This window comes from Mycobacterium paraffinicum (assembly GCF_025822865.1).
In the GTDB taxonomy this organism is placed as follows: Bacteria; Actinomycetota; Actinomycetes; order Mycobacteriales; family Mycobacteriaceae; genus Mycobacterium; species Mycobacterium paraffinicum.
Window position 1 is genome coordinate 1 of sequence record NZ_JACKUR010000019.1, and the last position, 24,807, is coordinate 24,807.

The 24,807-nt window shown below is 68.1% G+C and carries 27 protein-coding genes and 1 riboswitch; of the genes, 12 read left to right on the forward strand and 15 right to left on the reverse strand.

Annotation, left to right across the window (positions count from 1 at the left end):
- Nucleotides 1–120 precede the first annotated feature (120 nt).
- On the reverse strand, nt 121–534 hold the full coding sequence (locus H7J89_RS08095; protein WP_067199948.1) for a cold-shock protein: 414 nt from the start codon (nt 532–534) through the stop codon (nt 121–123).
- Between the two features lie 163 nt (nt 535–697).
- Between H7J89_RS08095 and H7J89_RS08100 the strand changes: the two genes are divergently transcribed.
- The 4 genes from H7J89_RS08100 (at nt 698) to H7J89_RS08115 (ending at nt 3,728) form a co-directional block, all read left to right on the forward strand.
- Complete coding sequence (locus H7J89_RS08100; protein ID WP_264040888.1) at nt 698–1,102, forward strand: YccF domain-containing protein; 405 nt, start codon at nt 698–700, stop codon at nt 1,100–1,102.
- On the forward strand, nt 1,099–2,178 hold the full coding sequence (moaA, locus tag H7J89_RS08105) for a GTP 3',8-cyclase MoaA (RefSeq protein WP_264040893.1): 1,080 nt from the start codon (nt 1,099–1,101) through the stop codon (nt 2,176–2,178). Before H7J89_RS08100 ends, moaA begins: the two co-directional genes overlap by 4 nt.
- Nucleotides 2,179–2,182: 4 nt before the next feature.
- On the forward strand, nt 2,183–2,461 hold the full coding sequence (locus H7J89_RS08110) for a MoaD/ThiS family protein (RefSeq protein ID WP_264041691.1): 279 nt from the start codon (nt 2,183–2,185) through the stop codon (nt 2,459–2,461).
- 234 nt (nt 2,462–2,695) lie between these two features.
- A riboswitch (cyclic di-AMP (ydaO/yuaA leader) is annotated at nt 2,696–2,897 on the forward strand.
- Between the two features lie 12 nt (nt 2,898–2,909).
- Nucleotides 2,910–3,728, forward strand: a complete 819-nt coding sequence (locus H7J89_RS08115) for a transglycosylase family protein (protein WP_264040903.1) — start codon at nt 2,910–2,912, stop codon at nt 3,726–3,728.
- 77 nt (nt 3,729–3,805) lie between these two features.
- Here the strand turns inward: H7J89_RS08115 and H7J89_RS08120 are convergent, their stop codons facing one another.
- From H7J89_RS08120 to H7J89_RS08135, 4 genes are read right to left on the reverse strand one after another with little or no spacing between them, the layout of a single operon-like run.
- Entirely contained in the window at nt 3,806–4,231 is a 426-nt protein-coding gene (locus H7J89_RS08120; RefSeq protein WP_264040910.1) for a molybdenum cofactor biosynthesis protein MoaE, read from the reverse strand.
- The gene (locus H7J89_RS08125) at nt 4,228–4,710 is read right to left on the reverse strand and encodes a MogA/MoaB family molybdenum cofactor biosynthesis protein (protein WP_264040919.1); all 483 of its coding nucleotides are present in this window, start codon (nt 4,708–4,710) and stop codon (nt 4,228–4,230) included. The genes H7J89_RS08120 and H7J89_RS08125 overlap by 4 nt, the downstream gene beginning before the upstream one ends.
- Nucleotides 4,710–5,237, reverse strand: a complete 528-nt coding sequence (gene moaC / locus H7J89_RS08130) for a cyclic pyranopterin monophosphate synthase MoaC (RefSeq protein WP_264040928.1) — start codon at nt 5,235–5,237, stop codon at nt 4,710–4,712. Before moaC ends, H7J89_RS08125 begins: the two co-directional genes overlap by 1 nt.
- 8 nt (nt 5,238–5,245) lie before the next feature.
- Nucleotides 5,246–5,446 (reverse strand): hypothetical protein, encoded by a 201-nt coding sequence (locus tag H7J89_RS08135; RefSeq protein WP_264040936.1) that lies wholly within the window; start codon nt 5,444–5,446, stop codon nt 5,246–5,248.
- Between the two features lie 108 nt (nt 5,447–5,554).
- Between H7J89_RS08135 and H7J89_RS08140 the strand changes: the two genes are divergently transcribed.
- Complete coding sequence (locus tag H7J89_RS08140; protein ID WP_264040944.1) at nt 5,555–7,813, forward strand: helicase-associated domain-containing protein; 2,259 nt, start codon at nt 5,555–5,557, stop codon at nt 7,811–7,813.
- A gap of 40 nt (nt 7,814–7,853) precedes the next feature.
- Complete coding sequence (locus tag H7J89_RS08145; RefSeq protein ID WP_264040951.1) at nt 7,854–9,503, forward strand: DNA repair helicase XPB; 1,650 nt, start codon at nt 7,854–7,856, stop codon at nt 9,501–9,503.
- Between the two features lie 69 nt (nt 9,504–9,572).
- On the opposite strand, the gene H7J89_RS08150 is transcribed toward H7J89_RS08145, so the two are convergent.
- Together H7J89_RS08150 and H7J89_RS08155 are read right to left on the reverse strand one after the other, a co-directional pair.
- Nucleotides 9,573–10,718, reverse strand: a complete 1,146-nt coding sequence (locus H7J89_RS08150) for a thiolase family protein (protein WP_264040959.1) — start codon at nt 10,716–10,718, stop codon at nt 9,573–9,575.
- A 1-nt stretch (nt 10,719) separates the two neighbouring features.
- Entirely contained in the window at nt 10,720–11,145 is a 426-nt protein-coding gene (locus H7J89_RS08155) for a Zn-ribbon domain-containing OB-fold protein (protein WP_264041698.1), read from the reverse strand.
- A 151-nt stretch (nt 11,146–11,296) separates the two neighbouring features.
- Between H7J89_RS08155 and H7J89_RS08160 the strand changes: the two genes are divergently transcribed.
- Nucleotides 11,297–11,590 carry a putative quinol monooxygenase gene (locus tag H7J89_RS08160; RefSeq protein ID WP_264040967.1) on the forward strand — a complete coding sequence of 98 codons (294 nt, stop codon included), beginning with the start codon at nt 11,297–11,299 and terminating at the stop codon, nt 11,588–11,590.
- Between the two features lie 3 nt (nt 11,591–11,593).
- Here H7J89_RS08160 and H7J89_RS08165 read toward each other — a convergent pair whose 3' ends face one another.
- Nucleotides 11,594–12,583, reverse strand: a complete 990-nt coding sequence (locus H7J89_RS08165) for an LLM class F420-dependent oxidoreductase (protein WP_264040975.1) — start codon at nt 12,581–12,583, stop codon at nt 11,594–11,596.
- A gap of 124 nt (nt 12,584–12,707) precedes the next feature.
- On the opposite strand from H7J89_RS08165, the gene H7J89_RS08170 reads away from it, so the two are divergent.
- Genes H7J89_RS08170 through H7J89_RS08180 form a run of 3 tightly spaced genes read left to right on the forward strand, consistent with a single transcriptional unit; the run spans nt 12,708 to nt 15,438 of the window.
- Nucleotides 12,708–13,949: an FAD-dependent monooxygenase gene (locus H7J89_RS08170; RefSeq protein WP_264040982.1), complete on the forward strand. Its 1,242-nt coding sequence runs from the start codon at nt 12,708–12,710 to the stop codon at nt 13,947–13,949.
- Nucleotides 13,940–14,800, forward strand: coding sequence for an LLM class F420-dependent oxidoreductase (locus tag H7J89_RS08175; protein WP_264040989.1), 861 nt, complete (start codon nt 13,940–13,942; stop codon nt 14,798–14,800). The genes H7J89_RS08170 and H7J89_RS08175 overlap by 10 nt, the downstream gene beginning before the upstream one ends.
- A gap of 29 nt (nt 14,801–14,829) precedes the next feature.
- Nucleotides 14,830–15,438 carry a class I SAM-dependent methyltransferase gene (locus H7J89_RS08180; protein ID WP_264040997.1) on the forward strand — a complete coding sequence of 203 codons (609 nt, stop codon included), beginning with the start codon at nt 14,830–14,832 and terminating at the stop codon, nt 15,436–15,438.
- A 111-nt stretch (nt 15,439–15,549) separates the two neighbouring features.
- Here the strand turns inward: H7J89_RS08180 and H7J89_RS08185 are convergent, their stop codons facing one another.
- Nucleotides 15,550–17,694, reverse strand: a complete 2,145-nt coding sequence (locus H7J89_RS08185; RefSeq protein WP_264041003.1) for a 3-hydroxyacyl-CoA dehydrogenase NAD-binding domain-containing protein — start codon at nt 17,692–17,694, stop codon at nt 15,550–15,552.
- 4 nt (nt 17,695–17,698) lie between these two features.
- The gene (locus H7J89_RS08190) at nt 17,699–18,910 is read right to left on the reverse strand and encodes an acetyl-CoA C-acetyltransferase (protein WP_264041010.1); all 1,212 of its coding nucleotides are present in this window, start codon (nt 18,908–18,910) and stop codon (nt 17,699–17,701) included.
- A 226-nt stretch (nt 18,911–19,136) separates the two neighbouring features.
- On the opposite strand from H7J89_RS08190, the gene H7J89_RS08195 reads away from it, so the two are divergent.
- A complete protein-coding gene (locus tag H7J89_RS08195; protein ID WP_264041018.1) occupies nt 19,137–20,303 on the forward strand; it encodes a pyridoxal phosphate-dependent aminotransferase in 1,167 nt (388 codons plus the stop codon).
- 8 nt (nt 20,304–20,311) lie between these two features.
- Here H7J89_RS08195 and H7J89_RS08200 read toward each other — a convergent pair whose 3' ends face one another.
- From H7J89_RS08200 to H7J89_RS08215, 4 genes are read right to left on the reverse strand one after another with little or no spacing between them, the layout of a single operon-like run.
- Entirely contained in the window at nt 20,312–20,761 is a 450-nt protein-coding gene (locus H7J89_RS08200; RefSeq protein ID WP_264041028.1) for an SRPBCC family protein, read from the reverse strand.
- A 57-nt stretch (nt 20,762–20,818) separates the two neighbouring features.
- Nucleotides 20,819–21,274 (reverse strand): SRPBCC family protein, encoded by a 456-nt coding sequence (locus H7J89_RS08205; protein ID WP_264041036.1) that lies wholly within the window; start codon nt 21,272–21,274, stop codon nt 20,819–20,821.
- A 57-nt stretch (nt 21,275–21,331) separates the two neighbouring features.
- Nucleotides 21,332–22,414, reverse strand: a complete 1,083-nt coding sequence (locus H7J89_RS08210) for a CaiB/BaiF CoA transferase family protein (RefSeq protein WP_264041047.1) — start codon at nt 22,412–22,414, stop codon at nt 21,332–21,334.
- A gap of 5 nt (nt 22,415–22,419) precedes the next feature.
- Nucleotides 22,420–22,863, reverse strand: a complete 444-nt coding sequence (locus H7J89_RS08215; protein WP_264041057.1) for an SRPBCC family protein — start codon at nt 22,861–22,863, stop codon at nt 22,420–22,422.
- A gap of 62 nt (nt 22,864–22,925) precedes the next feature.
- On the opposite strand from H7J89_RS08215, the gene H7J89_RS08220 reads away from it, so the two are divergent.
- Nucleotides 22,926–24,611 (forward strand): alpha-keto acid decarboxylase family protein, encoded by a 1,686-nt coding sequence (locus H7J89_RS08220; RefSeq protein ID WP_264041065.1) that lies wholly within the window; start codon nt 22,926–22,928, stop codon nt 24,609–24,611.
- Between the two features lie 5 nt (nt 24,612–24,616).
- Here H7J89_RS08220 and H7J89_RS08225 read toward each other — a convergent pair whose 3' ends face one another.
- Nucleotides 24,617–24,802, reverse strand: a complete 186-nt coding sequence (locus H7J89_RS08225; protein ID WP_264041086.1) for a (2Fe-2S)-binding protein — start codon at nt 24,800–24,802, stop codon at nt 24,617–24,619.
- Nucleotides 24,803–24,807 lie beyond the last annotated feature (5 nt).

The following is a 24,807-nucleotide window of genomic DNA, read 5'->3' on the forward strand; positions in this document are numbered from 1 at the left end:
ACCCGTGCCACTCTCAAACCGGCGGGGCGACCTCTCCTGTCGACCTCAGGGTCTGACTTCCACAACGCCGCAAGACGGCTCGAGGCGCCTCGCCCCAAACACCACTAATTCAGCAGGCTCCTAGGCGTCGAGCTCCCGGGCGACCGCCCGCACCACCTCGGAAACCCGTCGGGCCGTCTTGCGGTCCGGGTAGCGGCCCTTGCGCAACTCGGGCTGCACGGCGCCCTCCAGCAGCGTGATCATGTCCTCGACCATGCCGTGCAGCTCATCCGGGCTGTGTTTGTGCTCGGCGGGCGCATCGCGGCGGCCCTGGGCCTTGGTGAGGCTGGGCGGCGGCTCAATCAGCTTGAGGCTCAGCGCCTGAGGCCCGCGCCGCCCGGAGGCGATGCCGAACTCCACGCGCTGGCCCGCTTTGAGCCCCTCGACCCCAGCGGGCAACGCCGACGAGCGGACGTACACGTCTTCGCCGTCCTCTTGCGACAGGAACCCAAACCCCTTGTCGGCGTCGTACCACTTAACCTTGCCGGTCGGCACTGGTCTCACCTGCTTGTCTAACGGATCAATAGAATGGCCAACACAATAAGCGTCCCGCCTGCGCAGGACGCCGTTTGGTCTGTAGATCCTACTCGGGTGCTTGCCTCGCGAGCACCCCCGTTATCGCCTACTCGGTACGCTGGGCGTTACCGGTGGAGGAGATATGCGCCTGATCCTGAACATCATCTGGCTCGTGTTCGGCGGCCTGTGGATGGCCGCCGGATACGTGGTTGCGGCGCTCGTCAGCTTCCTGCTGATCATCACCATCCCCTTCGGCTTCGCGTCGCTGCGCATCGCCTCGTACGCGTTGTGGCCGTTCGGCCGCACGATCGTCGACAAACCGACTGCCGGAACGGGGGCACTCATCGGCAACGTCATCTGGGTGCTGTTGTTCGGCGTATGGCTGGCGATCGGTCACCTGGTCAGCGCGCTGGCGATGGCGGTCACCATCGTGGGCATCCCGCTCGCGTTGGCCAACCTAAAACTGATCCCGGTTTCATTGATGCCCCTGGGCAAGCAGATCGTCCCGGTCAGTTCGCCGTCGCTCTACCCCGGGGTGGTCGCATGACGGCGACGGCATTGGGTGTGCCGACGGTGCCGGGTCGCACCGACGGTGACGCAGCGCGGGGCGCGCCGGCCGCGGGCCCGTTGGTGGACACCTACGGGCGCGTCGCCACCGACCTGCGCGTCTCGCTGACCGACCGCTGCAACCTGCGTTGCACCTATTGCATGCCGGCCGAGGGCCTGGACTGGCTGCCCGGCGAGCGCCTGCTCCGCCCCGATGAGCTGGCGCGGCTGATGCACATCGCCGTCACCCGCTTGGGTGTGACCAGCGTGCGGTTCACCGGCGGCGAGCCACTGTTGGTGCGGCACCTCGAAGAGGTGGTCGCGGCGGCGGCCGGCCTGCGACCGCGCCCCGAGATTTCTCTGACCACCAACGGCGTGGGACTGGCGCGGCGGGCCGCCGCGCTCGCCCGGGCAGGCCTGAATCGCGTCAACGTCTCGATGGACACCGTCGATCCGGACCATTTCGCGGCGATCACCCGACGGGACCGGCTCGACGAGGTGCTCGCCGGCCTGACCGCCTCCCACGACGCGGGCTTGACGCCGGTCAAGGTGAACGCCGTGCTCGACCCCGTCACCGGTCGCGACGACGTCGTCGCGCTGCTGCGGTTCTGCCTCGATTACGGCTACCAATTACGGGTCATCGAGCAGATGCCGCTGGATGCCGGCCACCAGTGGCGCCGGGGCGCGGCGCTGAGCGCCGACGATGTGCTCGACGCGCTGCGCCCACACTTTCGGCTCCGTCCGGACCCGGCACCGCGCGGATCGGCGCCCGCCGAGCTGTGGCTGGTCGACACCGGTCCGGGCACGCCGAGCGGCAAGTTTGGTGTGATCGCATCGGTTTCGCACGCGTTCTGCTCGGCGTGTGACCGCACCCGCCTCACGGCTGATGGCCAGGTCCGCAGCTGCCTGTTCTCGGCCGTGGAAACCGATCTGCGAACCCTCCTGCGCAGCGGTGCGTCCGACGACGCGATCGAGACCGCGTGGCGCGTCGCGATGTGGGGCAAGCCGGCCGGTCACGGCATCAATGACCCCAACTTCATCCAGCCCGACCGTCCGATGAGTGCGATCGGTGGCTAGCCCGATGGGTCAGGCCGCCGTCCAGCAAGACGGGATTCAGGTGACCGTGCGCTATTTCGCGGCCGCCCGTGCGGCCGCTGGGGCCGAGTCGGAGAGGCTGGTGGTGCGCCCGGGCACGACGGTGGCCGACCTGGTCGGGCGCCTCGCCGTCCGGGGCTCTCGACTCGCCGACGTGTTGAGCAGATGCTCCTACCTGTGCGACGGGGTCGCGGTCCGCGACGAGACCGCGACGTTACGCGCCGGCAACACGATCGACGTTCTACCGCCCTTCGCTGGCGGCTAAAACTGTGAAATGCATCACGTAACGGAATGATAACGGCGCAATCACGCTCCGATATCGGGCGTGGTGACCTGCGTGGATGCCGCGTGCTCCTCGGGTTTTCGCACATGGCCGAGAGGGAAACGCCGGGTGTCGCCCAACGTGACGGGACCAACAGAAACCGCTACGTTTCTCCGAAGGCTCGCCAAGACAACCGAATTGGCGGACCTCCCCTCCCTATCGCGCCGAGCTCCATCCAATAGGCAGGGGCCCACCGACCTACGTGGATGGAGGCGGGGGACCCACCGGTCCACCGTGATCGGACCGGGGCCGCATGCGGCCCCTTGGGGTGAAGCCGACGTCGTTTCGCAGTGGATACGCACTGAGTTCGATGACGGCCGGGTGGCCTCTCCAACCCGAACCCGACAGCTGACCTCGCAGGCGCGTGACACGAGAGGATCCTTCACGGCCTATGAGTGGACGTCACCGTAAGCCCAGCACGTCAAACATCAGCGTCGCCAAGATCGCCGTCACCGGCGCGGTCCTCGGTGGCGGCAGCATCGCCCTGGCCGGCCAGGCGGCCGCGGCCACCGACGGCGAATGGGACCAGGTAGCCCGGTGTGAGTCGGGCGGCAACTGGGGAATCAACACCGGCAACGGTTACCACGGTGGCGTGCAGTTCAGCTCGAGCACCTGGGCCTCGCACGGCGGCGGCCAGTACGCGCCGTCGGCCGAATTGGCCACCAGGGACCAGCAGATCGCCGTCGCCGAGCGCGTGCTGGCCACTCAGGGCCGCGGCGCGTGGCCCGTGTGCGGTGGCCCGCTGTCGGGCCCGACGCCCCGCGAGGTTCCGGCGCCCGCCGCCCAGGACGCTCCGCTCGACGCGCCCGGACTCAACGGCCAGCCGGCACCGCTGGCTCCCCCGCCGCCCCCCGCGCCGGTGCAGCTGACCGGATTCGACCAGCCGGCGCCCCCGGCGGACCTGCCGCCCGCGCCCCCGGCCGACGCCATGCCGCCGGCGCCTCCCGCCGACGTGCCGCCCGCGCCCCCGGCCGACGCCATGCCGCCGGCGCCTCCCGCCGACGTGCCGCCCGCGCCTCCGGCGGACCTGCCGCCGGCGCCTCCGGCCGACGCGCCCGTCGTTGACAACGACTTCCGCGGTTTCGTGCCGGCCAACATGCCGCAGCAGGTTTCCACGGTGGGCTACACGAAGCAGCTGTGGGAGGCCATTCGGGCGCAGGACATTCAGGGCAACGACGCGCTGGACGCGATCGCGCAGCCGTCCGCCTGAGTTCCGTCCGTCAGACTGCCCGGCACGCCTCGAACGTTCCCGCTTCGGGGCGTGCCGGCATTCCAATCGCTACGGCGTCACGCCGAGCCCACCCACTCTTCGGTTCCGTCGTCGAAGAACTGGTGCTTCCACACCGGTAGCCGCGCCTTGATGGTGTCGACCAGGAGCGCGCAGGTGGCGAATGCCTCCTGACGATGCTCGGCAGCGACCGCGGCCACCAGCGCCGCCTCCCCGATGTGCAACACCCCGGTCCGGTGGCTCGCCGCCACGGCGCGCACCCCGCTCGACTGCTCCGCGACATCGGCCACGACCTCCGCCATGACCTGTTCGGCCGACGGATGCGCGGAGTACTCCAGCCGCACCACCCGCCGCCCGCCGTCGTGGTCGCGAATCATCCCGACGAAGCCGACGATGGCACCGGCCGACTGATGGCCCACGAGCTCTTCGTGCTCGGCCAGCTCGATCGGATGATCGGTCATGGCCGCGCGGACGACGAGCGTCATCGCTGGTGGTCTCCACCGGCGATCTGATCGAGCGCATGGTCGATCACATCGGCGAGCACGCCCAGGCCGTCGCGCACGCCGCCGGGCGAACCCGGCAGGTTGACGATGAGGGTCCCTCCCGCCACGCCACACACACCGCGTGACAGCACCGACGTCGGCACCTTCGGCAGGCCGGACCGGCGGATGGCGTCGGCCAGCCCCGGGATCATGTAGTCCAGCACCGCCACCGTCTGATCGGGCGTGCTGTCGCTGGGCGAAATGCCGGTGCCCCCGGAAGTGATGATGACGTCGACGTCGTCGTCGACCGCCTTGCGCAGGGCCGCGCCGACCGGCTCACCATCAGCGACCACCTCCGGCTCGGCGCACGAAAATCCGCGCTGTCCAAGCCATTCGGCGATGATCGGGCCGCACCGATCGTCGTACACCCCGGCCGACGCGCGGGTCGAGGCAATGATGACGCGGGCGGATCGGGCGCTCATCACCGCACCCACGTTCCGGTTTTGCCGCCTTCCTTGCGCAGCACCCGAATGTCATCGATGCGCGCGGCGGGGTCAACTGCTTTGATCATGTCGTAGAGCGTCAGGCCGGCCACACTGACGGCGGTCAGCGCCTCCATCTCCACACCCGTGCGGTCGGTGCTGCGTACCGTCGCGGTGATCTCGATGTCGGACTCCCCCACGGTGAAATCGACGTCGACCCCGGTGAGCGCCAACTGGTGGCAGAGCGGGATCAGGTCACTGGTGTGCTTGGCCGCCAGAATGCCCGCCACCCGGGCCGTCGCCAACGCGTCGCCCTTAGGCAGGCCCCCGGCCGAGATCAGCTCCACCACGTGTGGGGACGTATGCAAGGAACCCGCGGCGACGGCGGTTCGCTGGGTGGCTGCCTTGCCGCTGACATCGACCATGTGCGCCGCCCCACGATCGTCCAGATGTGACAGCGCGCCCGAGCCGGATTCGCCCGACGCCCAGGTCGCCGGGGGCTTGGCGGCCTCAGAGGCCCTAGCCATCCTGGCGCCTACCGGTTAACGACGGTGACCGGGTGCAGGTAGGGCAGGTCGGTGGAGGGCAGCGGAAACACCAGCTCGCCGAAGGGCGACAACGCACCCGTCCGGTCGGTCGCGAGTTCGCTCACCGCGTGGTCGTCGTGGTCCGTCGTCGGCCAGCCGTTGTCGACATACCTGGTCTTGCGCGCTTTAGCCTCAGCAGTGTCAGCCACGCCATCCATTCTGACAGGTCGCTCTGGCGCACGTCCCGCAAGACCGCCAGTTCGACCGCTCGTTCGTTGCCTGCTTGCGACCCGCCGACTGTTTTACGCTGGTCAGCAATGACCGACAACACCCCGGATATCCCGCTGGGGTCGTGGTTGGCCGACTTGCCCGACGAGCGGCTGATCCGACTGCTAGAGCTGCGGCCGGACCTCGCCCAGCCCCCGCCCGGCAGCATCGCCGCGCTCGCCGCCCGCGCTCAGGCCCGCCAGTCGGTGAAGGCCGCCACCGACGACCTCGATTACCTGCGGCTGGCGGTGCTCGACGCGCTGTTGGTGCTGCAGGCCGATGCCGCGCCGGCGCCGACGCCGAAACTGCTGGCGCTGATCGGTGAGCGGGCCCCCGAGGCCGACGTCGTCGGGGCGTTGGACGATCTCCGGGAGCGCGCGCTGGTGTGGGGCGACGCCGCGCTCCGTGTGGCACCCGACGCCGGCACGGCCCTGCCGTGGCACCCGGGCCAGGTCACCCTCGAGGACGCCTCGCGCAGCGGCGAGGAGATCGCCGACCTCATCGACGGCCTGAACCAGGCCCAGCTTGACGTGCTGGAAAAACTTCTCGAGGGTTCCCCGATGGGCCGCACCCGTGACGCCGCGCCCGGCGCACCCGCGGACCGGCCGGTGCCCCAGCTGCTGGCGATGGGGCTGCTGCGACGCATCGATGCCGAGACGGTGATCTTGCCCCGCCACGTCGGGCAGGTGCTGCGCGGCGAACAGCCCGGTCCCATGCAGCTGACGGCGCCCGATCCGGTGACGTCGACCACCACCACTGACGACGTTGACGCGGCGGCGGCCGGGGCCACCATCGACCTGCTGCGAGAACTCGACGTGCTGATCGAAACGCTTGCCGCCACACCGATTTCCGAGCTGCGCAGCGGCGGACTGGGAATTCGTGATGTCAAACGGCTCAGCAAGGTGACCGGCATCGCCGAGTCCCGGCTGGGCTTGATTCTCGAGGTGGCGGCCGCGGCGGGCTTGATCGCCAGCGGGATGCCCGATCCCGAACCGGCGACGGGTGACGGACCGTACTGGGCACCGACGGTGGCCGTCGACCGATTCACCGCGCTGTCCACCGCCGAGCGCTGGCAGTTGCTGGCCAGTAGCTGGCTGGACCTGGCGAGCCGGCCGGCTCTGATCGGAAGCCGCGGGCCCGACGCGAAACCCTATGGCGCCCTTACGGATGCGCTGTACTCGACGGCGGCGCCGCTGGATCGCCGGCTGTTGCTGAGCACGCTGGCCCAGTTGCCGCCGGGCGCCGGTGTCAGTGCGGTCGAAGCGTCGGCGGCTCTGATCTGGCGGCGCCCTCGCTGGGCGAGGCGGCTGCAGCCCGGGCCGGTGGGTGATCTGCTGGCCGAGAGCCACGCGCTGGGTCTGGTGGGGCGGGGGGCGCTGAGCACCCCCGGCCGCGCCCTGCTGGACGAGGGCGCCGACTCCCAGACCGCTATCGACGCCATGGCACGGGCCCTGCCCAAACCGATCGATTATTTCCTGGTCCAGGCCGACCTGACCGTGGTGGTGCCGGGCCCACTGCAGCGCGATCTCGCCGAGCAGCTGGCCGCGGTGGCCAACGTCGAGTCGGCCGGTACCGCGATGGTGTACCGCGTCAGCGAGCAGACTATCCGGCATGCACTCGACGTCGGAAAGACCCGCGACTGGATGCATGCCCTGTTCGCCAAGCACTCCAAAACACCTGTCCCACAGGGCCTTACTTACCTCATCGACGATGTCGCACGCCGGCATGGCCAGCTGCGGATCGGCATGGCAACTTCGTTCGTGCGGTGCGAGGACCCGGCGCTGCTGACCCAGGCCGTGTCCGCGCCCGCTACCGAAGGGGTGCAACTGCGTGCCCTGGCCCCGACCGTCGCGGTGTCTCCGGCGCCGATCAGCGAGGTGCTGGTCGCACTGCGCGCGGCGGGCTTCGCGCCGGCGGCCGAGGACTCCACCGGCGCCATCGTCGACGTCCGCCCCCGGGGCGCGCGGGTGGCCACGCCGCAACAGCGGCGACCCTACCGACCGATGCCGCGGCCCAACAGCGAGAGCCTGAACGCGGTGGTGGCGGTGCTGCGGAAGGTGACCGCCGCGCCGTTCGGCAACAATCGCGCCGACCCGGCGGTCACCATATCGTTGTTGCAGCGCGCGGCGAGGGAACAAGACACCTTGGTGATCGGTTATTTGGATGCCGCGGGCGTCGCCACCCAGCGGGTCGTGTCGCCGATCACCGTTCGGGGCGGTCAGCTGACGGCCTTCGACTCGGCGTCGGGGCGACTCCGCGAGTTCGCCATCCACCGCATCACGTCGGTGGTGTCGGCGAACGGCCGATAATGGACCAGTCCTGCCGAGACAATGCAGAGGAGCGGCGCCATTGACTGACGGCCCGTTGATTGTGCAGTCCGATAAGACGGTGCTGCTCGAGGTTGACCACGAGCAGGCCGGCGCGGCGCGCGCCGCCATCGCGCCGTTCGCGGAGCTGGAGCGCGCGCCCGAGCACGTGCACACCTACCGCATCACCCCATTGGCGTTGTGGAACGCCCGCGCCGCGGGTCACGACGCCGAACAGGTCGTCGACGCGCTGGTCAGCTTCTCTCGCTACGCGGTGCCCCAGCCACTGCTGGTCGACATCGTCGACACCATGGCCCGCTACGGCCGCCTGCAATTGGTCAAACACCCGGCGCACGGCCTGATGCTGCTGAGCCTGGACCGGGCGGTTCTCGAGGAAGTGCTGCGCAACAAGAAGATCGCACCCATGCTCGGCGCCCGGATCGACGACGACACCGTCGTCGTCCACCCAAGCGAGCGTGGCCGCGTCAAGCAGATGCTACTCAAGATCGGTTGGCCCGCAGAGGATCTCGCGGGCTATGTCGACGGTGAGGCGCACCCGATCAGCCTGGCGCAGGAGGGCTGGCACCTGCGCGACTACCAGCAGATGGCCACCGATTCGTTCTGGTCCGGCGGGTCGGGTGTGGTGGTCCTTCCGTGCGGGGCCGGCAAGACGCTGGTTGGCGCGGCCGCGATGGCGAAGGCCAGCGCGACGACGCTGATCCTGGTCACCAACATCGTCGCCGCGCGGCAGTGGAAGCGCGAACTGGTGGCGCGCACCTCGCTGACCGAGGACGAGGTCGGCGAATATTCCGGCGAGCGCAAGGAAATTCGGCCCGTCACCATCTCGACCTATCAGATGATCACCCGCCGCACTAAGGGCGAGTACCGGCATCTGGAACTCTTCGACAGCCGCGACTGGGGGCTGATCATCTACGACGAGGTCCACCTGCTGCCGGCGCCGGTGTTCCGGATGACCGCCGACCTGCAGTCCAAGCGCCGCCTCGGGCTGACCGCCACACTGGTCCGGGAAGACGGCCGCGAGGGCGACGTGTTCTCGCTGATCGGCCCCAAGCGCTATGACGCGCCGTGGAAGGACATCGAGGCCCAGGGCTGGATCGCCCCGGCCGAGTGCGTCGAGGTTCGCGTCACCATGACCGACAACGAGCGCATGATCTATGCCACGTCGGAACCCGAAGAGCGCTACAAGGTTTGCTCAACCGCGCATTCGAAAATCGCCGTGGTGAAGTCGATCTTGGACAAGCATCCCGGCGAGCAGACGCTGGTAATCGGCGCCTATCTCGACCAGCTCGACGAGCTGGGCGCCGAGCTGAACGCCCCGGTGATCCAGGGGTCCACCCGAACCAAGGAACGCGAAGAACTGTTCGACGCTTTCCGCCGCGGCGAGGTGTCGACGCTGGTGGTGTCCAAGGTCGCCAACTTCTCCATCGATTTGCCGGAAGCATCTGTGGCGGTACAGGTTTCGGGAACCTTCGGCTCACGCCAGGAAGAGGCGCAGCGGCTGGGGCGGCTGCTGCGACCCAAGGCCGACGGTGGTGGCGCCATCTTCTACTCCGTGGTGGCGCGCGACAGCCTGGACGCCGAGTACGCCGCGCACCGGCAGCGTTTCCTGGCCGAGCAGGGCTACGGCTACATCATCCGCGACGCGGACGACCTACTGGGCCCGGCGATTTAGCGCGAGCAGACGCAAACTCACGCGAAAAAGCACTGTACAACACGATTTTGTGTCTGCTCGCGCCATCGATTAGAGCGACAGGATGGTCGCCGAGGCGGTGCCCGGCGCGCCGTACACCTGGGCCAGGCCGACGCGCGGGCTGCCGGGCACCTGACGCTCGCCCGCCTCACCGCGCAACTGACGCACCAGTTCGTGCATCTGCCGCAGCCCCGAAGCGCCGATCGGCTCGCCGTTGGCGATCAACCCACCGTCGGTGTTGACCGGCATCGAGCCGTGGATCTCAGTGGCGCCGTCGGCGAGTAGCTTCTCCTGCTCACCGTCGGCGCACAGCCCCGTCTCGGCCATGTGGATGACCTCGTTGCCTGCGTCGGTGTCCTGGAGCTGGGCGACGTCGACGTCCTCGGGGCCGATGCCGGCCGCCTCGTAGGCCGCCTTGGCCGCGTAGACCGTCGGGGACACGTCCTCGTCGAGCGGCGCGAAGGTGGCGTGCACTTCGTAGGCGCCGTAGCGGCGGGTGCGGATCTCGCAGGCTCGCACGTACACCGGCTTGTCGGTGAACTTGTGCGCCATGTCGGCACGGCACATGATCACCGCCGCGGCCCCCTCGTCGGGCGCACAGAACATGTACTGGGTCAACGGGTAGTTCAGCACGGCCGAATTGAGAATCTCTTCCTCGGAAATCGGCTTGCGCCGGAACGCATTCGGGTTCAGCGCGCCGTTGCGGAAGTTCTTGGCCGCCACCTTGGCCAGGGTGGCCTGCGAAATGTTGTGGTCGTGCAGGTATTTGTTGGCCTTCATCCCGAAGAACTTGGTGGTGACGAACTGCCCGTTCTGGGCATACCACTGCGGCAGCGCCAGCTTGGCGGGGTCGTCGGTGAACGCGCCGCGCGGGTGCTTGTCCAGCCCAATGGCGATACCGAGGTCGTACTTGCCCAGCCGGATGGTGTCGGCGGTCTGCTGGATGGCGCTGGCCGCGGTGGCGCACGCGTTGAACACGTTGGTGAACGTGATGCCGGTGAGGCCGACCAACCGGGTCACCGCGTCGGGGTTGGACACCTCGTGGCTGCCGCCGAAACCGAACTGGATGTCCTTCCAGTCCACTCCGGCGTCGCTCAGCGCCGACTGAATCGCCTCGGCGCCCATCTGCATCGCGGTCTTGTCGAACCTGCCGAACGGATGCAGGCCCACGCCGATGATGGCGACATCGTTGGTCATCTCAGCCTCCTTGTGCGACCGGCTGGAACGCGAACGTCATGATTTCGGCGCCCTCGTCGTCGGTGGTCAGCGGAATCATCGTGAGCTCGACCTCCTGGCCGAACTGCAGCTTCGCCGGGTCGTTCTCCGTTAACCGCCCCTCGACCCGGATGACGTCATCGAGCTGGACCAACCCGACGCCGAATGGAACGAAGTCCTTGCCGCTCGGGCCGGCATAGGGCGCCCCGGGCGGAAAGCCCTGCGTGGTCCAGGCGACAAGGGTTCCGCGGCGCGGCAGCAACACGTCGGTCATCTCGCCAAGGCTGCAGCGGGGGCACCACTGCTGCACCGGAAAGGTGGTGGCGCCGCAGCTGCCGCACCGGCTGCCGATCAGCTGTGGGCTCTCGTCGGGCCAGGTCGAGATCTCGGGTGCGAGCGCCTTTTGCATCGGGGGATCCTCCAGAAGCGTCCACGGTGTGCCGACAGAATGTTGCTCACTGAACCGTATAACAGCTTTCCGAAAAGTGGAAACCGCATTCTCATTCTTGGTCTCGCCGGGCAGATATGTTGGGATCGCCGCCGCAACCGAGGAGACGACCATGCCAGTCACGGTGATACTCGAACTGAAATTCAAGCCCGAGGCGGTGCCGCGGGCGCGCGACGTCATGGGCCGGGCTTTGCAGGACACCCGGGCGTTTGCCGGGAACCTGGGTACAGACGTGCTCGTCGACGAGGACGACGAAGCCCACTGGCTGATCTACGAACTGTGGGACACGGTCGAGCAGGACGAGGCCTACCGCGCGTTTCGCGCCGGCGAAGGTCGCCTCACCGACCTGCCGCCGCTGCTGGCGGAGCCTCCCGCCAAGAAGAGGTACGTCACCTCCGACATCTGACGGCTAGCTGAGCGCGGGAATCACCTCGCGCTCGAACAACTCGACGCCGGAACGGTCGTACGCAGCCTCCGGGAAATAGCAGATGGCGTATTCGCACCCGAGGTCGCGGAGCTTGGCGATCCGCTCGATCACCTGTTCCGGTGTGCCGGTTGCCGAATCGGGTCCGCTGCCGGCGGCCAGCATCGCGTCGGCGGCCGCCTCGGGCACGTACCGGACGACGCGGTCGCGGACGCGTCGCAACCTGTCCTTGACGTCGTCGTCGGAGGTCCCGACGACCGCGTTGACGTTGGCCGAGCGCACGATGGCGTCGAAGTCGGTGCCCACCTGCTGACAGTGCCGCGCCAGCACTTCCGACTTGTGCGCGAATGCCTCGGGTTCGGGCGCGAAGTTGGTGTACTGCGCGTATTTCGCGGCGATGCGTAAAGTCACCTTCTCACCGCCGCCGGCGATCCACAGCGGAATCCCGTTGTCCTGCAGTGGTTTAGGAGATACGATGGCGCCGTCCACCTGGTAGTGCTTGCCCTCGAAGCTAACCTTGCCGTCGCGCCAGGCATCACGCATGATCTGTACGCCCTCGTCCAACCGGGCCAGCCGCACGCCGGCCGACGGAAACCCGTAACCGTAAGCGCGCCACTCATGTTCGTACCAGCCGCCGCCGATGCCCATCTGGATCCGCCCACCGGAGATGATGTCGGCGGTCGCTGCGACCTTGGCCAGGTACACCGGATTGCGGTAGCTCATCGCGGTGCACATCTGGCCGAGTTTGATCCGCGACGTGACCGCGCCGTATGCGGCCATCAGCGACCACGCCTCGTGCGTGGCCTCACCGGTCGGCAGCGGGACGGTGTGGAAATGGTCGTAGACCCACAGCGAGTCCCACGCGCTGCTGTCGGCGTAGACAGCCAGGTCGCGCATCACCGCCCAGTGCTTCTCCGGTTCGATGTCGACCAGATCCATTCGCCAGCCTTGCGGGATGAAGAGACCGAAGCGCATAGCAACGGACTCTAACCCGCCGCCGACCACCACGTCGCAGAAGGCAATTCCCTCCACTGCCGCGGGCAGCCCTTCCACGGGCCCCCGCTAGGCTTACCCATCGACAAGCAAGCGGGAGGTCGCCGTGCGCGTACTGGTCTCCGGCGCCAGCATCGCCGGCCCGGTGCTGGCCTACTGGCTGACCCGTCGCGGCTTCGACGTCACCGTCGTCGAGCGCGCGCCCACCCTGCGTAAGACCGGCGGCCACGCCGTCGACCTGTTCCGTCCCGCGATGGAGATTTCGGCGGACATGGCTGTCCTGCCTCAGATCGAGGCGCTCGCCACCGGAACCAACCGCATGACCATGCACCGGGAAGGGCGGGCGCGGCCCATCGAGATCGACCTCACCAAGATCTACGCCGCCACGTCCGACCGGCACGTGGAGATCATGCGCGACGACCTCAGCGAAATCTATTACGCCGCCGGTCGCGACGACGTCGAGTACCTGTTCGGGGACTCGATCACCTCGATCGACCACGACGGCGAGGTGACATTCGAGCATGCCCCCGCCCGCCGCTTCGACGTCGTCGTCGGCGCCGACGGGCTGCACTCCAACGTCCGGCAGCTGACCTTCGGCGACGAAGCCAACCTCACCCGATTCCTCGGCGGCTATCTGGCGGTGGTGTCGGCGCCCAAGGCACTGGCCGGCCGCGGGGAGATGACCTGCCACGTCGGCGTGGGCCGCCTCGCGGCCATGTACACCGCCGAGCACCTGGACGACGCGCGCGCCATCTTCCTCTTCCGCACCAAACAAGAGCTCGACTACGACCATCGGGATGCGCTGCGGCAGAAGGCAATCCTGCGCGACACTTTCGCCGACATGCACGAGCAGGTGGACGGCTGGCTGAGCGAACTCGACAACACGCCCGCTTTCTACTTCGATTCGATCAGCCAACTGCGGCTGGACCGATGGTCCCGGCGGCGGGTGACCCTAGTCGGCGACGCGGGATACTGCCCCGGCCCCGCGGTGGGCGGCAGCACCAGCCTTGCCGTGCTCGGCGCCTACGTACTGGCCGGGGAGCTCGCCGCGGCGGACGGCGACCATCTGCGCGCGTTCGCGGCCTACGAATTGCAGATGCGTGAACCGGTGCATCGCAGCCGGGCCTTCGCGCGCGGCGCCGCCAAGGGCATCATCCCCGGCTCGCGACTCGGGGTGTGGGCATTGACCCGTGGCGCCCGGCTGGTCTCGCTGCTACCGGCGTCGCTTTCGCGATCGCTGGCGAAGCTGAACGCCAATGGCGTCCGCATGCACGATTCGATGCCGGTGCCCGACTACAGCGAAACCGACCTGCAAGCGAACGAAAGAAAAGACCGCCCATGGAACTAGCCGGTGTGGGAATCTGGAGCAGCCAACTGCGATACGGCGATCCGTCTGAATCCGCCGAGGCGGCAGCGGAATTGGACGAATTAGGCTTTCCGGCGCTGTGGATACCCGACGTCGGCGGGCCGGTCTTCGACGCGGTCGGCAATTTGCTCGGCGCGACCAAGCGGACCGTGATCGCCACCGGGATCCTCAACCTGTGGATGCATGCGCCCGGCGACGTCGCTGAGTCCTACGCGACGTTGACCGCCGAGCACGGGGACCGCTTCCTGCTGGGGATCGGCGTCAGCCACGCACCGCTGATCGACGCGGGCCAACCCGGGCGGTACCGCAAACCGCTGGCGGCCACGGCGGCGTTCCTGGACGGGCTGGATGCCGCGCCGCATCCCGTACCGCCCGAAAGCCGGGTCCTCGCCGCGCTCGGCCCGAAGATGCTCACCCTGGCCGCGACCCGCGCCCGCGGGGCCCACCCCTACCTGGTCACCCCCGACCACACCGCTTCTGCCCGTTCGACTTTGGGCGACGGCCCCCCGCTGCTGCCGGAGCAGACCGTGATCCTGACCGACAGCGCCGACGAGGCGCGACTCATCGGAACCGATTGGCTGCGAGCGTATTTGGCGTTGCCCAATTACGCCAACAATCTGCTGCGCACCGGGTTCACCGAAGAGGACCTCACCCACGTCAGCGATCGGCTCTTCGACGCCATCATCGCGTGGGGTGACGAAGAGGCGATCATGCGCAGGGTCGCCGAGCATCGTCCGGCCGGCGCCGACCACGTCTGCGTCCAGGTGCTGCTGGCCGACCCGAAGGTGTTCCCGCGTGAGCAATGGCGCCGAATCGCCGCCGCCTCCAGGTAGCCCCGCGGCAATCCCGCTTAGGGTGAGGTATGGCTTCCAAGCAGACGCTGTTCCGGATCTTCTACCGCATCGGCTTCACCCCCTGGGACGGTCACCCGCTCGCGCAGAGCGTGCGGAACCTGGTCGAGGGAACGGCCGATACGCCTGCGCTCCCGCCGGGCTCGGCCCTCGAAGTCGGGTGCGGAACCGGTGACTGCTCGATCTATCTCGCCCAGCACGGCTGGAACGTCATCGCGGTCGACTTCGTCGCCAAGCCCCTCGAGCGGGCACGCGCCAAGGCCGCGGCCGCCGGCGCGGCGGTCGACTTCGTCCAGGCCGACGTCACAGAGTTGAGCCGGAGCGGCATCGGCTCGAACTTCGAGTTGATCGTCGACAATGGTTGCCTGCACAACATGAGCGACGACGATCGCGAGGCCTACGTCCGGGAGATCAGCGCCGTGGCGGCCCCCGACGCGTGGCTGCTGATCGTCGCATTCGTTCCCGGGGGCAGGGTGGGCGTGCGCGGCATCGGCCACACCGAGATGGAACGACGCTTCGCGCCCACCTGGACGATGCTGTCGGCCGGCGACGAGCGCGAGCTGGACCGCGCCGAGAAGACGCCGGCGCGGTACTACCTCTTTCAGCGGCGCGACACATAACCAGTTGCGGCGACACGCCGTCGGGCGTCGCAAGGGTTCATGCCTCGCCTGCCCGTCCACGCAAAAGCCCCCGAAGACAAGCGCTTCGGGGGCTTTCGCGACTAGGGGACCCTAGGTCAGCGAGTCCGGCGGCAGGAAGCGGTCGCCGTACTTGGCGGCCAGCTCGCGGGCACGGGCCACGAAGGCTTCCTTGCCCGTACCGCCCGCGCCGGAGTAGCCGACGATGAACTGCGCGCTACCACCGGTGTACGGCGGGAAGCCGATGCCCATGATCGACCCGATGTTGGCGTCGGCCGTCGACGTCAACACACCCTCGTCGAGGCACTTCTGCGTCTCCAGCGCCTCGGCGAACAGCATCCGGTCGATCATGTCCTGCAGCGGCGGCTCCGACGAACCGGACTTGAACGTCTCCCGCAGGCCCGGCCACAGCCCGGTGCGCTTGCCGTCGACGTACTCGTAGAAACCCGCGCCCTTCAGCCGCGACGGGCGGCCGATCTCGATCATCTTCTCCACGACGGCCTCCGCCGGGTGCGGCTCATAGGCACCGCCCGCGTCCTCGACGCCCTTACGGGTGGCGGCCGCGATCTTGTGCATCAGTTCGAGGTTCAGCTCGTCGGACAGCTGCAGCGGCGGGGCCGGGTAGCCGGCCTGCGAGCCGGCGTGCTCGATGCTGGCGGGTTCGACGCCCTCACCGAGCATCGCCAAGGCCTCGTTGACGAAGGTACCGATGACGCGGCTGGTGAAGAAGCCGCGGCTGTCGTTGACCACGATCGGGGTCTTGCCGATGGCCAGCGTGTAGTCGAAAACACGGGCCAGTGCCTCGTCAGAAGTCTTCTCGCCCTTGATGATTTCGACCAGCGGCATCTTGTCGACCGGTGAGAAGAAATGGATCCCGATGAAGTCCTCCTGCCGCTTGACGCCGGTCGCCAGACCGGTGATCGGCAGCGTCGAGGTGTTGGACCCGAGCAGCGCGTTCGGCTCGACGATGTCCTCGATCTCCTGGAACACCTTGTGCTTGAGTTCCTGGTTCTCGAACACCGCCTCGATCACGAAGTCGACGCCCTTGAAGTCCGCGGGGTCGGCCGACGGCGTGATGCGGTCCAGCAGCGCCTTGCTCTTCTCCTCGGTCGTCTTGCCACGCTGAAGCGCCTTGGCCTCAAGCTTTTCCGAGTAACCCTTGCCCTTCTGCGCGGCCTCGAGGCTGACGTCCTTGAGCACCACGTCGAACCCGGCCTTGGCGGATACGTAGGCGATGCCGGCGCCCATCATGCCCGCGCCCAGCACACCGATCTTGTTGATCTTGACCGGCTCGATGCCGTCGGGCCGCGAGCCGCCGCCGTTGATGTGCTGCAGGTCGAAGAAGAACGCCTGGATCATGTTCTTGGCGACCTGGCCGGTGACCAGCGAGGTGAAGTAGCGGCTCTCGATGCGGGTGGCCGTGTCGAAGTCCACCTGCGCACCCTCGACGGCCGCGTCCAGGATGGCTCGCGGCGCCGGCATCGGCGCACCCTTGAGCTGCTTCTTGAGCAGCGCCGGGAACGACGGCAGGATGGCGGCCAGCCCGGGGCTCGACGGGGTGCCGCCGGGCATCTTGTAGCCCTTGGCATCCCACGGCTGCGTGTGCGAGTCGGGGTTCGCCTTGATCCACGCCTTGGCGGCGGGGACCAGTTCCTCGGCGGAGCCGACGAGCTCGTCGATCAGCCCGATTTCCTTGGCCTTGTCCGGCTTGAAGCGAGTGCCCTGCGACAGGATGTTCATGAACGCGTTCTGGATGCCGAACATCCGCACCGTGCGCGCGACGCCGCCCCCGCCGGGCAGCAGGCCCAGCGTCACCTCGGGCAGACCAACGACGAGGCCCTTGACGTCCGCGGCGATGCGGTGGTGACAGGCCAGCGCGATCTCCAGGCCGCCGCCGAGCGCGGCGCCGTTGATGGCGGCCACCACCGGCTTGCCCAGGGTCTCCAGCGCCCGCAGGTCGCGCTTGATGTCCTCGACCTCGGTGAAGACGTCGCCGGCGTTCTCCGGGCCGGCGTTGATCATGCTCTTGAGATCGCCGCCGGCGAAGAACGTCTTCTTTGCGCTCGTGATCACCACGCCGGTGACCGAATCCTTCTCCGCGACAAGGCGTTCGACGGCTTTGTGCATCGACTCCTTGTAGTGCTCGTTCATCACGTTCGCCGACCCGGTCGGGTCGTCAAGCGTCAGCGTGACGATGCCGTCGGCATCCTTGTCCCACTGGATTGTGTTCTCTGCCATGGTCTTAAACCCTCTCGATGATGGTGGCGACACCCATGCCGCCGCCGATGCACAGCGTGATCAGCGCGCGTCGCGCGTTGCGGCGCTCGAGCTCGTCGACCATGGTGCCGGTGATCATGGCGCCGGTGGCGCCCAGCGGGTGGCCCATCGCGATGGCGCCACCGTTGACGTTCAGTTTCTCGTCGGGAATGTTGAGGTCCTTCTGGAACTTCAGCACCACCGACGCGAACGCCTCGTTCAGTTCGAACAGGTCGATGTCGTCGACGGTCAGTCCCGCACGGTCGAGGACCTTCTGGGTGGCCGGGGTCGGACCGGTCAGCATGATGACCGGGTCGGAACCACTGGTCGCGGTGGCGACGATGCGCGCCCGTGGGGTCAGGCCCTGCGACTTTCCGGCGGCCTCCGAGCCGACCAGCACCAGCGCGGCGCCGTCGACGATGCCGGAGCTGTTGCCCCCGGTGTGGACGTGGTTGATCTTCTCGACGTAGTGGTACTTCTGCAGCGCCACGTCGTCGAAGCCGCCCATTTCGCCGATGCCGTCGAACGCGGTCTTCAGCTTGGCCAGGCCCTCCATCGTGGTGTCGGGCCGCATGTGCTCGTCGTGGTCGAGGATGACCAGGCCGTTCTGGTCGCGCACCGGCACCACCGACTTGGCGAAGTAACCGCCCGACCAGGCCTCGGCGGCCTTCTGCTGCGAGCGCAGTGCGTAGGCGTCGACGTCGTCACGGGAGAAGCCCTCGATGGTGGCGATCAGGTCGGCGCCGATGCCCTGCGGCACGAAGCCGATCCGGTAGTTGGTCTCCGGGTCGAGCGCCCAGGCGCCGCCGTCGGAGCCCATCGGGACGCGGCTCATTGACTCGACACCGCCGGCCAGCACAAGGTCGTCCCAGCCGGAGCGCACCTTCTGCGCGGCGGTGTTGACAGCTTCCAGCCCCGAGGCGCAGAACCGGTTGAGCTGCACTCCACCGGTGGTCTCGGGCAGCCCAGCCACCAGCGCCGCGGTGCGGGCGATGTCGCCGCCCTGGTCACCGACCGGGGACACGACGCCGAGGATCAGGTCGCTGATCAGGTTCTCGTCGAGGTCGGGGTTGCGCCGGCGCAGCTCGTCGACCAGCCCGACGACCAGGTTCACCGGCTTGACCTCGTTCAGCGAACCGTTTCTTTGCTTGCCGCGCGGGGTGCGGATGGCCTCATAGATGAAGGCTTCTTCGGACATGTCGAGTTCCTCTTCGCAAGTGGGTTTCGGATCCGTATTAAAGGTAGGTCCAGATACCGCACCCTAACAAAGTGCCCGGCCAACCTGTTGGTTGGGCCGATCGCCGCTGGTCGGTGAGCCGAGCCGGGGAACCCCCGCTTGCGGGGGGCACGCTGGCGTGACGCCGGACGGCGAGCGCCACACGGGCGTGACGTTCGAGCACCGAAGACCCCTAAGCTCGACCAGCATGACGGTGTCGCGACTGCGTCCGTACGCGACGACGGTGTTCGCCGAGATGTCGGCGCTGGCCGCTCGGGTCGGCGCGGTCAACCTCGGCCAGGGTTTCCCCGACGAGGACGGGCCCGCGGCCATGCTGAAGGCCGCCCAAGACGCCATCGCCGAGGGAAACAACCAGTACCCGCCCGGCATCGGCGTCGCACCGCTGCGGCACGCCATCGCCGCCCAGCGGCAGCGGCATTTCGGCATCGAATACGACCCCGACACCGAAGTGCTGGTGACGGTCGGGGCGACCGAGGCCATCGCGTCCGCGGTGCTGGGCCTGATCGAGCCCGGCTCGGAGGTCCTGCTGATCGAGCCGTTCTACGACTCCTACTCGCCGGTGCTGGCGATGGCCGGCGCGCACCGGGTGGCCGTGCCCCTGGTGCCCCATGGTCGTGGCTTTGCCTTGGACGCGGACGCCCTGCGCCGGGCGGTGACACCTCGGACCCGTGCGCTGATCGTCAACTCACCACACAACCCGACCGGCACGGTGCTCAGCGCGGCCGAGCTGGCCACCATCGCCGAGGTCGCCGCCGCCGCCGACCTCCTGGTGATCACCGACGAGGTCTACGAGCACCTGGTGTTCGGGGACCACCGGCATCTGCCGTTGGCCGGCTTCGACGGCATGGCCGAGCGGACGATCACCATCTCCAGTGCGGCCAAGATGTTCAACTGCACCGGCTGGAAAATCGGATGGGCTTGCGGCCCAGCAGAACTCATCGCCGGGGTGCGTGCGGCCAAGCAGTACCTGAGCTACGTCGGCGGCGCGCCGTTCCAGCCCGCGGTGGCTCTGGCGCTCGACACCGAGGACGCATGGGTGGCCCGGCTCTGCAGCTCTTTGCAGGCCCGTCGCGATCGGCTGGCCGCCGGGCTGTCCGAGATCGGCTTCGAGGTGCACGACAGCGCCGGTACGTACTTCCTCTGCGCCGACCCCCGCCCCCTGGGCTACGACGACAGCACCGCGTTCTGCGCGGCGCTGCCGGAAAAGGTCGGGGTGGCGGCCATTCCGCTGTCGCCCTTCTGTGATCCGGCGGGCTCACATCCCGACGTGTGGAATCACTTGGTGCGGTTCACCTTCTGCAAACGCGAAGACACCCTTGACGAGGCGGTCAGGCGGCTGGCCGCCTTGCGGTGACGGGCCGGCTACCCGGCCGGGCCGAAGCCCTCGACCACGCGCTTGCGCAGCCCCTCCAGCGCGGAATCGAGGATCTTCTTGCGGGCCCGGTTGACCCAGAACTCGGGCAGCGGGGCGAATGGTTCGACGGTGATGGCGAACCGCACCCTGGTCTTGTCGTAGCCCTCCCGGGTCAGGGTGTACTCCCCGTGCTGGCCACGTTGCTGGGCGGTCTTCTGAGCATCCCACACCATCCAGTCCGGGCCCCAGTGGTATTCGAGCAGTTCCGTGTCGTGAATGCCGGTCACCGCGATGGTGACCTTCACGTGGTGCGGTCGGCCGTCGGGGTGCTTGTCGACGACTTCGACCCGCTTGTGCACCGACGACCATGACGGCACGGCGTCCATGTCGGCCAGCGCCTCCATGATCACTTCCGGAGGCGCGTCAATGACGATTTCCGACGATGCTTGAACGGCCACTGCTAATAAGTTAGCAACCGCTCAGCCGCTGACGAAGGCAAAACCGCGAGCCGCTGACTATTCCTGCTCCGTCGAACCTCTGAAGTGCTTTACCAATTCGCACAAGCCCTTTACCGATGAGTCAAGAACGCTTTCGCTGGCCCGCCGGACGATGAAGGCGGGCATCGGCCGGCCGGGCTCGACCGTCACGTCGAAGCGCACCCGGGTCTTGTCGAGACCCTCGGGTTTGAGGTTGTACTCGACGTGCTGACCGTGCTGCTGGGAAGTCCCTTTGGCGTCATAGACGACCCAGTCGGGACCCCAGTGATATTCCAGGATCTCCTTATCGACGAGCCCGAGAATCTTGATCGTGGTTTTCACATGGTGGGGCCGACCGTCGGGATAACGGTCGATCACTTCGATGTGTTTGTGAAGCGGTGACCACGATGCCAGCACGCCGACATCGGTCAGCGCCTCCATGACCACTTCTGGCGGCGCGTCGACGACAAATTCCCGTGATGCTTTTACGGCCACTGCGCTCAACCTAGCAATGCCGGCCCCGGTGCGGAATGGTTCGGCGTAACAGGCTGGCTACCAGTCGATTTCGGCGAGGGGCGTGGTGGCCGCCGGTGGCCGACCCACCGGTGCGGCCGGGGTGCGCGAGAAGCGTGGACCGGGCGCGGCCTGGTCGACGCCGTGGGCGGTGATCACGGTGGACCGCGCCCGCAAGTGTTCGTCGGCGGCCGCCTCGCTCCATGTCAGCACCGGAGTGACGCACGCATCGGTGCCGGCGAAGATGGTCGTCCACTCGTCACGGGTCCGGCTGCCGAACCGTTGCGCGAAGACCTCGTACATCTGCGGGTAGGACCCGATGTCGAGTTGGCCGGGCACCTCATCGGGCGAAAGGCCGAGGCCGGTCAGCAGCGCCGCGAAGAATTGCGGTTCGATGGCGCCGACGGCCAGGTATTTGCCGTCGGAGGTCTCGTAGCAGCGGTAGAACGGGGCACCGCCGTCGAGCAGGAACGACTCGCGCCGGTCACGCAGCGCCCCGGTCGACTTCATCGTCCACATCATCTGGGCGAGCAGGCTGACGCCGTCCACCATCGCCGCGTCGATGACCTGCCCCTGGCCCGAACGTTCACGCTCGTACAGGGCGACCGCGATGCCGAGCAGCACCAGCATCGAACCGCCACCGAAGTCGGCCACCAGATTCAGCGGCGGCATCGGGGGTCGGTCAGCGTAGCCCAATGCCGAGAGCGCGCCGGTCCTCGACAGGTAATTGATGTCGTGCCCCGCCGTCTGGGCCAGCGGCCCGCCCTGCCCCCAGCCGGTGATCCGCGCGAAGATCAGCCGCGGATTGACCGCCGCGCACTCGTCGGGGCCGATGCCGAGCCGCTCGCAGGTGCCGGGCCGGAAGCAGTCCAGCAGCACGTCGGCCTTGGCGACCAGATCGAGCAGCACCCCCGGTTGGGTTTTGACGTCCAGGTCGACGATCCGTTTCCCGCGGTGCAGCAGATCGCGGTCCTCGGCCGGCATCGTCAATCCGCCGCCGGGTCGGCGCACCCGCACCACGTCGGCGCCCAGATCGGCCAGCATCATGCCCGCGTGCGGACCGGGGCCGATCCCGCCGAGTTCGATCACCTTCACCCCGGCCAGCGGCCCACCGTTGCCCACCGCGGCTACTTGCCCTTCTTCACCTTCAGCACCCGATCGCGCAGCGCCTTCGTCGCCGAATCGATCGTCCCCTTCACCGCGCGCTTCAAGACGAAGCCCGGAAGCGGCACGTTCGGGTCGGCGAGCAACTCGAACTTGACCAGGGTCGCGTCCCCCTGCGGAATCAGCGTGTACTTGCCGTCCTGCGCCTTCTGTTGGGAGGAACTCACCAGCTTCCAGCTCACCTCGTCGTCGGCCCAGGTGTAGGCCACCACCTGTTCGTCGGTGATGCCGGCGACCCGAACCGTCATCTTCACCTGGCTGGGCCGCCCGTCGTCGCCGGTCGACAGGATCTCCGCACTCTGATGGGGTTCGGACCATTCGGGCATCGCCTCGAAATCGGCGATGACGTCCAGAATCTCCTCCGGACTGGCTTCGATGACGATGTCGCGGGATTCTTTGAGTGCCACGGCCCGCACGATACTGAAACGGCGTCCCGCCCGGAACGGATTCGGCAGGTACCGTCGTGCTTGTGACTGACGCCGTCGACCAGCCCTTCTACACCGTCGGCGACTACCTGCTGGACCGGCTCGCGGAACTCGGCGTCACCGAGATCTTCGGGGTTCCCGGCGACTACAACCTGGAGTTCCTCGACCACATCGTCGCCCACCCCGCGATCCGCTGGGTGGGCAACGCCAACGAGCTCAACGCCGGCTATGCCGCCGACGGGTACGGCCGGCTGCGCGGAATGTCAGCCGTGGTAACCACTTTCGGTGTCGGCGAACTATCGGCGGCCAACGCCGTCGCCGGCAGTTACGCCGAGCAGGTGCCCGTCGTGCACATCGTCGGTGGCCCCTCGAAGGACGCGCAGGGCACCCGGCGGGCGTTGCACCATTCGCTGGGCGACGGGGACTTCGAGCACTTCCTCCGCGTCAGCCGCGAGATCACCTGCGCCCAGGCCAACCTCATGCCGGCGACCGCCCGCCGGGAGATCGACCGGGTGCTCTCCGAGGTGCGCGAGCAGAAACGGCCCGGCTACATCCTGTTGTCCACGGACGTGGCCCGCTTCCCCACCGAACCGCCCGCTGCGCCGCTGCCCCGCTACACGGGCGGCACCAGCCCCCGGGCGCTGTCGCTGTTCGTCGAGGCCGCCTCCGGTCTCATCGCCGACCGCCAACTGACCGTGCTGGCCGATCTGCTGGTCCACCGGTTACAGGTGGTCAAAGAACTCGAAGCGCTGCTGGCCGCCGACGTCGTGCCCTATGCCACGCTGATGTGGGGCAAGAGTCTGCTCGACGAGAGCTCACCGAACTACCTGGGAATCTACGCCGGATCGGCCAGCGCCGAGGCGGTGCGCACCGCCATCGAGGAGGCCCCGGTGCTGGTCACCGCCGGGGTGGTGTTCACCGACATGGTCAGCGGCTTCTTCAGCCAGCGGATCGATCCGGCGCGGACCATCGACGTCGGGCAGTACCAAAGCAGCGTGGCGGGCGAGGTTTTCGCGCCCCTGGAAATGGGCGCCGCGCTGGATGCGTTGGCCACCATCCTGTCGCGGCGTGGCATCGCGTCACCCCCGGTGGTGTCGCCGCCGGCCGCGCCCCTCCCCCCACCGCCCCCACGCGATCAACGGCTGACGCAACAGCTGCTGTGGGACCGCCTGTGCGTGGCCCTCACGCCGGGCAACGTGGTCCTCGCCGACCAGGGCACCTCCTTCTACGGGATGGCCGACCATCGCCTACCCCAGGGGGTGACGTTCATCGGCCAACCGCTTTGGGGCTCAATCGGTTACACGCTGCCCGCGGCCCTGGGGGCCGGGGTCGCGCATCCGGACCGGCGGACGGTGTTGCTGATCGGCGACGGCGCAGCGCAACTGACGGTCCAAGAGCTCGGCAACTTCTCCCGGGAAGGGCTGTCCCCGGTCATCGTGGTGGTCAACAACGACGGGTACACCGTCGAGCGCGCAATCCACGGAGAAACGGCGCCCTACAACGACATCGTCAACTGGAAATGGACGGACATCCCGAATGCGCTCGGCGTCGCCGACCACCTGGCGTTCCGGGTGCAAACCTACGGCGAGCTCGATGACGCCCTGACCGCCGCCGCGCGGCACCAGGACAGCATGGTGCTCGTCGAGGTGGTGTTGCCGCGGCTCGAAATCCCGCCGCTGCTCGTCGAACTCGTCCAGCCGATGTCGCCGGACGGCAGCGTTCGCCGCTGAGGCCGTCAGGATCGGGTGGCTGCGCCGTTCGGGTCCGAAGATCGCAGCATCGCCTGGACGGTCCGCCGGCAGCGCCCGCAGTCGGCGCCCGCCCCGCAGGCCCGGGCGACGTCCTTGGTCGTGCAGGCCCCGGCCTCTACCACCTCGGCCACCGTTTGACTGGTGACCCCGTTACACAGGCAGACGAACATCCCGG

Excerpts from the sequence above, each read along its gene's own strand:
- H7J89_RS08100 (WP_264040888.1), top strand. The coding sequence starts at position 698 with ATGCGCCTGATCCTGAACATCATCTGGCTCGTGTTCGGCGGCCTGTGG.
- moaA (WP_264040893.1), top strand. The coding sequence starts at position 1,099 with ATGACGGCGACGGCATTGGGTGTGCCGACGGTGCCGGGTCGCACCGAC.
- H7J89_RS08110 (WP_264041691.1), top strand. The coding sequence starts at position 2,183 with ATGGGTCAGGCCGCCGTCCAGCAAGACGGGATTCAGGTGACCGTGCGC.
- H7J89_RS08115 (WP_264040903.1), top strand. The coding sequence starts at position 2,910 with ATGAGTGGACGTCACCGTAAGCCCAGCACGTCAAACATCAGCGTCGCC.
- H7J89_RS08120 (WP_264040910.1), bottom strand. The coding sequence starts at position 4,231 with ATGACGCTCGTCGTCCGCGCGGCCATGACCGATCATCCGATCGAGCTG.
- H7J89_RS08125 (WP_264040919.1), bottom strand. The coding sequence starts at position 4,710 with ATGAGCGCCCGATCCGCCCGCGTCATCATTGCCTCGACCCGCGCGTCG.
- moaC (WP_264040928.1), bottom strand. The coding sequence starts at position 5,237 with ATGGCTAGGGCCTCTGAGGCCGCCAAGCCCCCGGCGACCTGGGCGTCG.
- H7J89_RS08140 (WP_264040944.1), top strand. The coding sequence starts at position 5,555 with ATGACCGACAACACCCCGGATATCCCGCTGGGGTCGTGGTTGGCCGAC.
- H7J89_RS08150 (WP_264040959.1), bottom strand. The coding sequence starts at position 10,718 with ATGACCAACGATGTCGCCATCATCGGCGTGGGCCTGCATCCGTTCGGC.
- H7J89_RS08155 (WP_264041698.1), bottom strand. The coding sequence starts at position 11,145 with ATGCAAAAGGCGCTCGCACCCGAGATCTCGACCTGGCCCGACGAGAGC.
- H7J89_RS08160 (WP_264040967.1), top strand. The coding sequence starts at position 11,297 with ATGCCAGTCACGGTGATACTCGAACTGAAATTCAAGCCCGAGGCGGTG.
- H7J89_RS08165 (WP_264040975.1), bottom strand. The coding sequence starts at position 12,583 with ATGCGCTTCGGTCTCTTCATCCCGCAAGGCTGGCGAATGGATCTGGTC.
- H7J89_RS08175 (WP_264040989.1), top strand. The coding sequence starts at position 13,940 with ATGGAACTAGCCGGTGTGGGAATCTGGAGCAGCCAACTGCGATACGGC.
- H7J89_RS08180 (WP_264040997.1), top strand. The coding sequence starts at position 14,830 with ATGGCTTCCAAGCAGACGCTGTTCCGGATCTTCTACCGCATCGGCTTC.
- H7J89_RS08185 (WP_264041003.1), bottom strand. The coding sequence starts at position 17,694 with ATGGCAGAGAACACAATCCAGTGGGACAAGGATGCCGACGGCATCGTC.
- H7J89_RS08190 (WP_264041010.1), bottom strand. The coding sequence starts at position 18,910 with ATGTCCGAAGAAGCCTTCATCTATGAGGCCATCCGCACCCCGCGCGGC.
- H7J89_RS08195 (WP_264041018.1), top strand. The coding sequence starts at position 19,137 with ATGACGGTGTCGCGACTGCGTCCGTACGCGACGACGGTGTTCGCCGAG.
- H7J89_RS08225 (WP_264041086.1), bottom strand. The coding sequence starts at position 24,802 with ATGTTCGTCTGCCTGTGTAACGGGGTCACCAGTCAAACGGTGGCCGAG.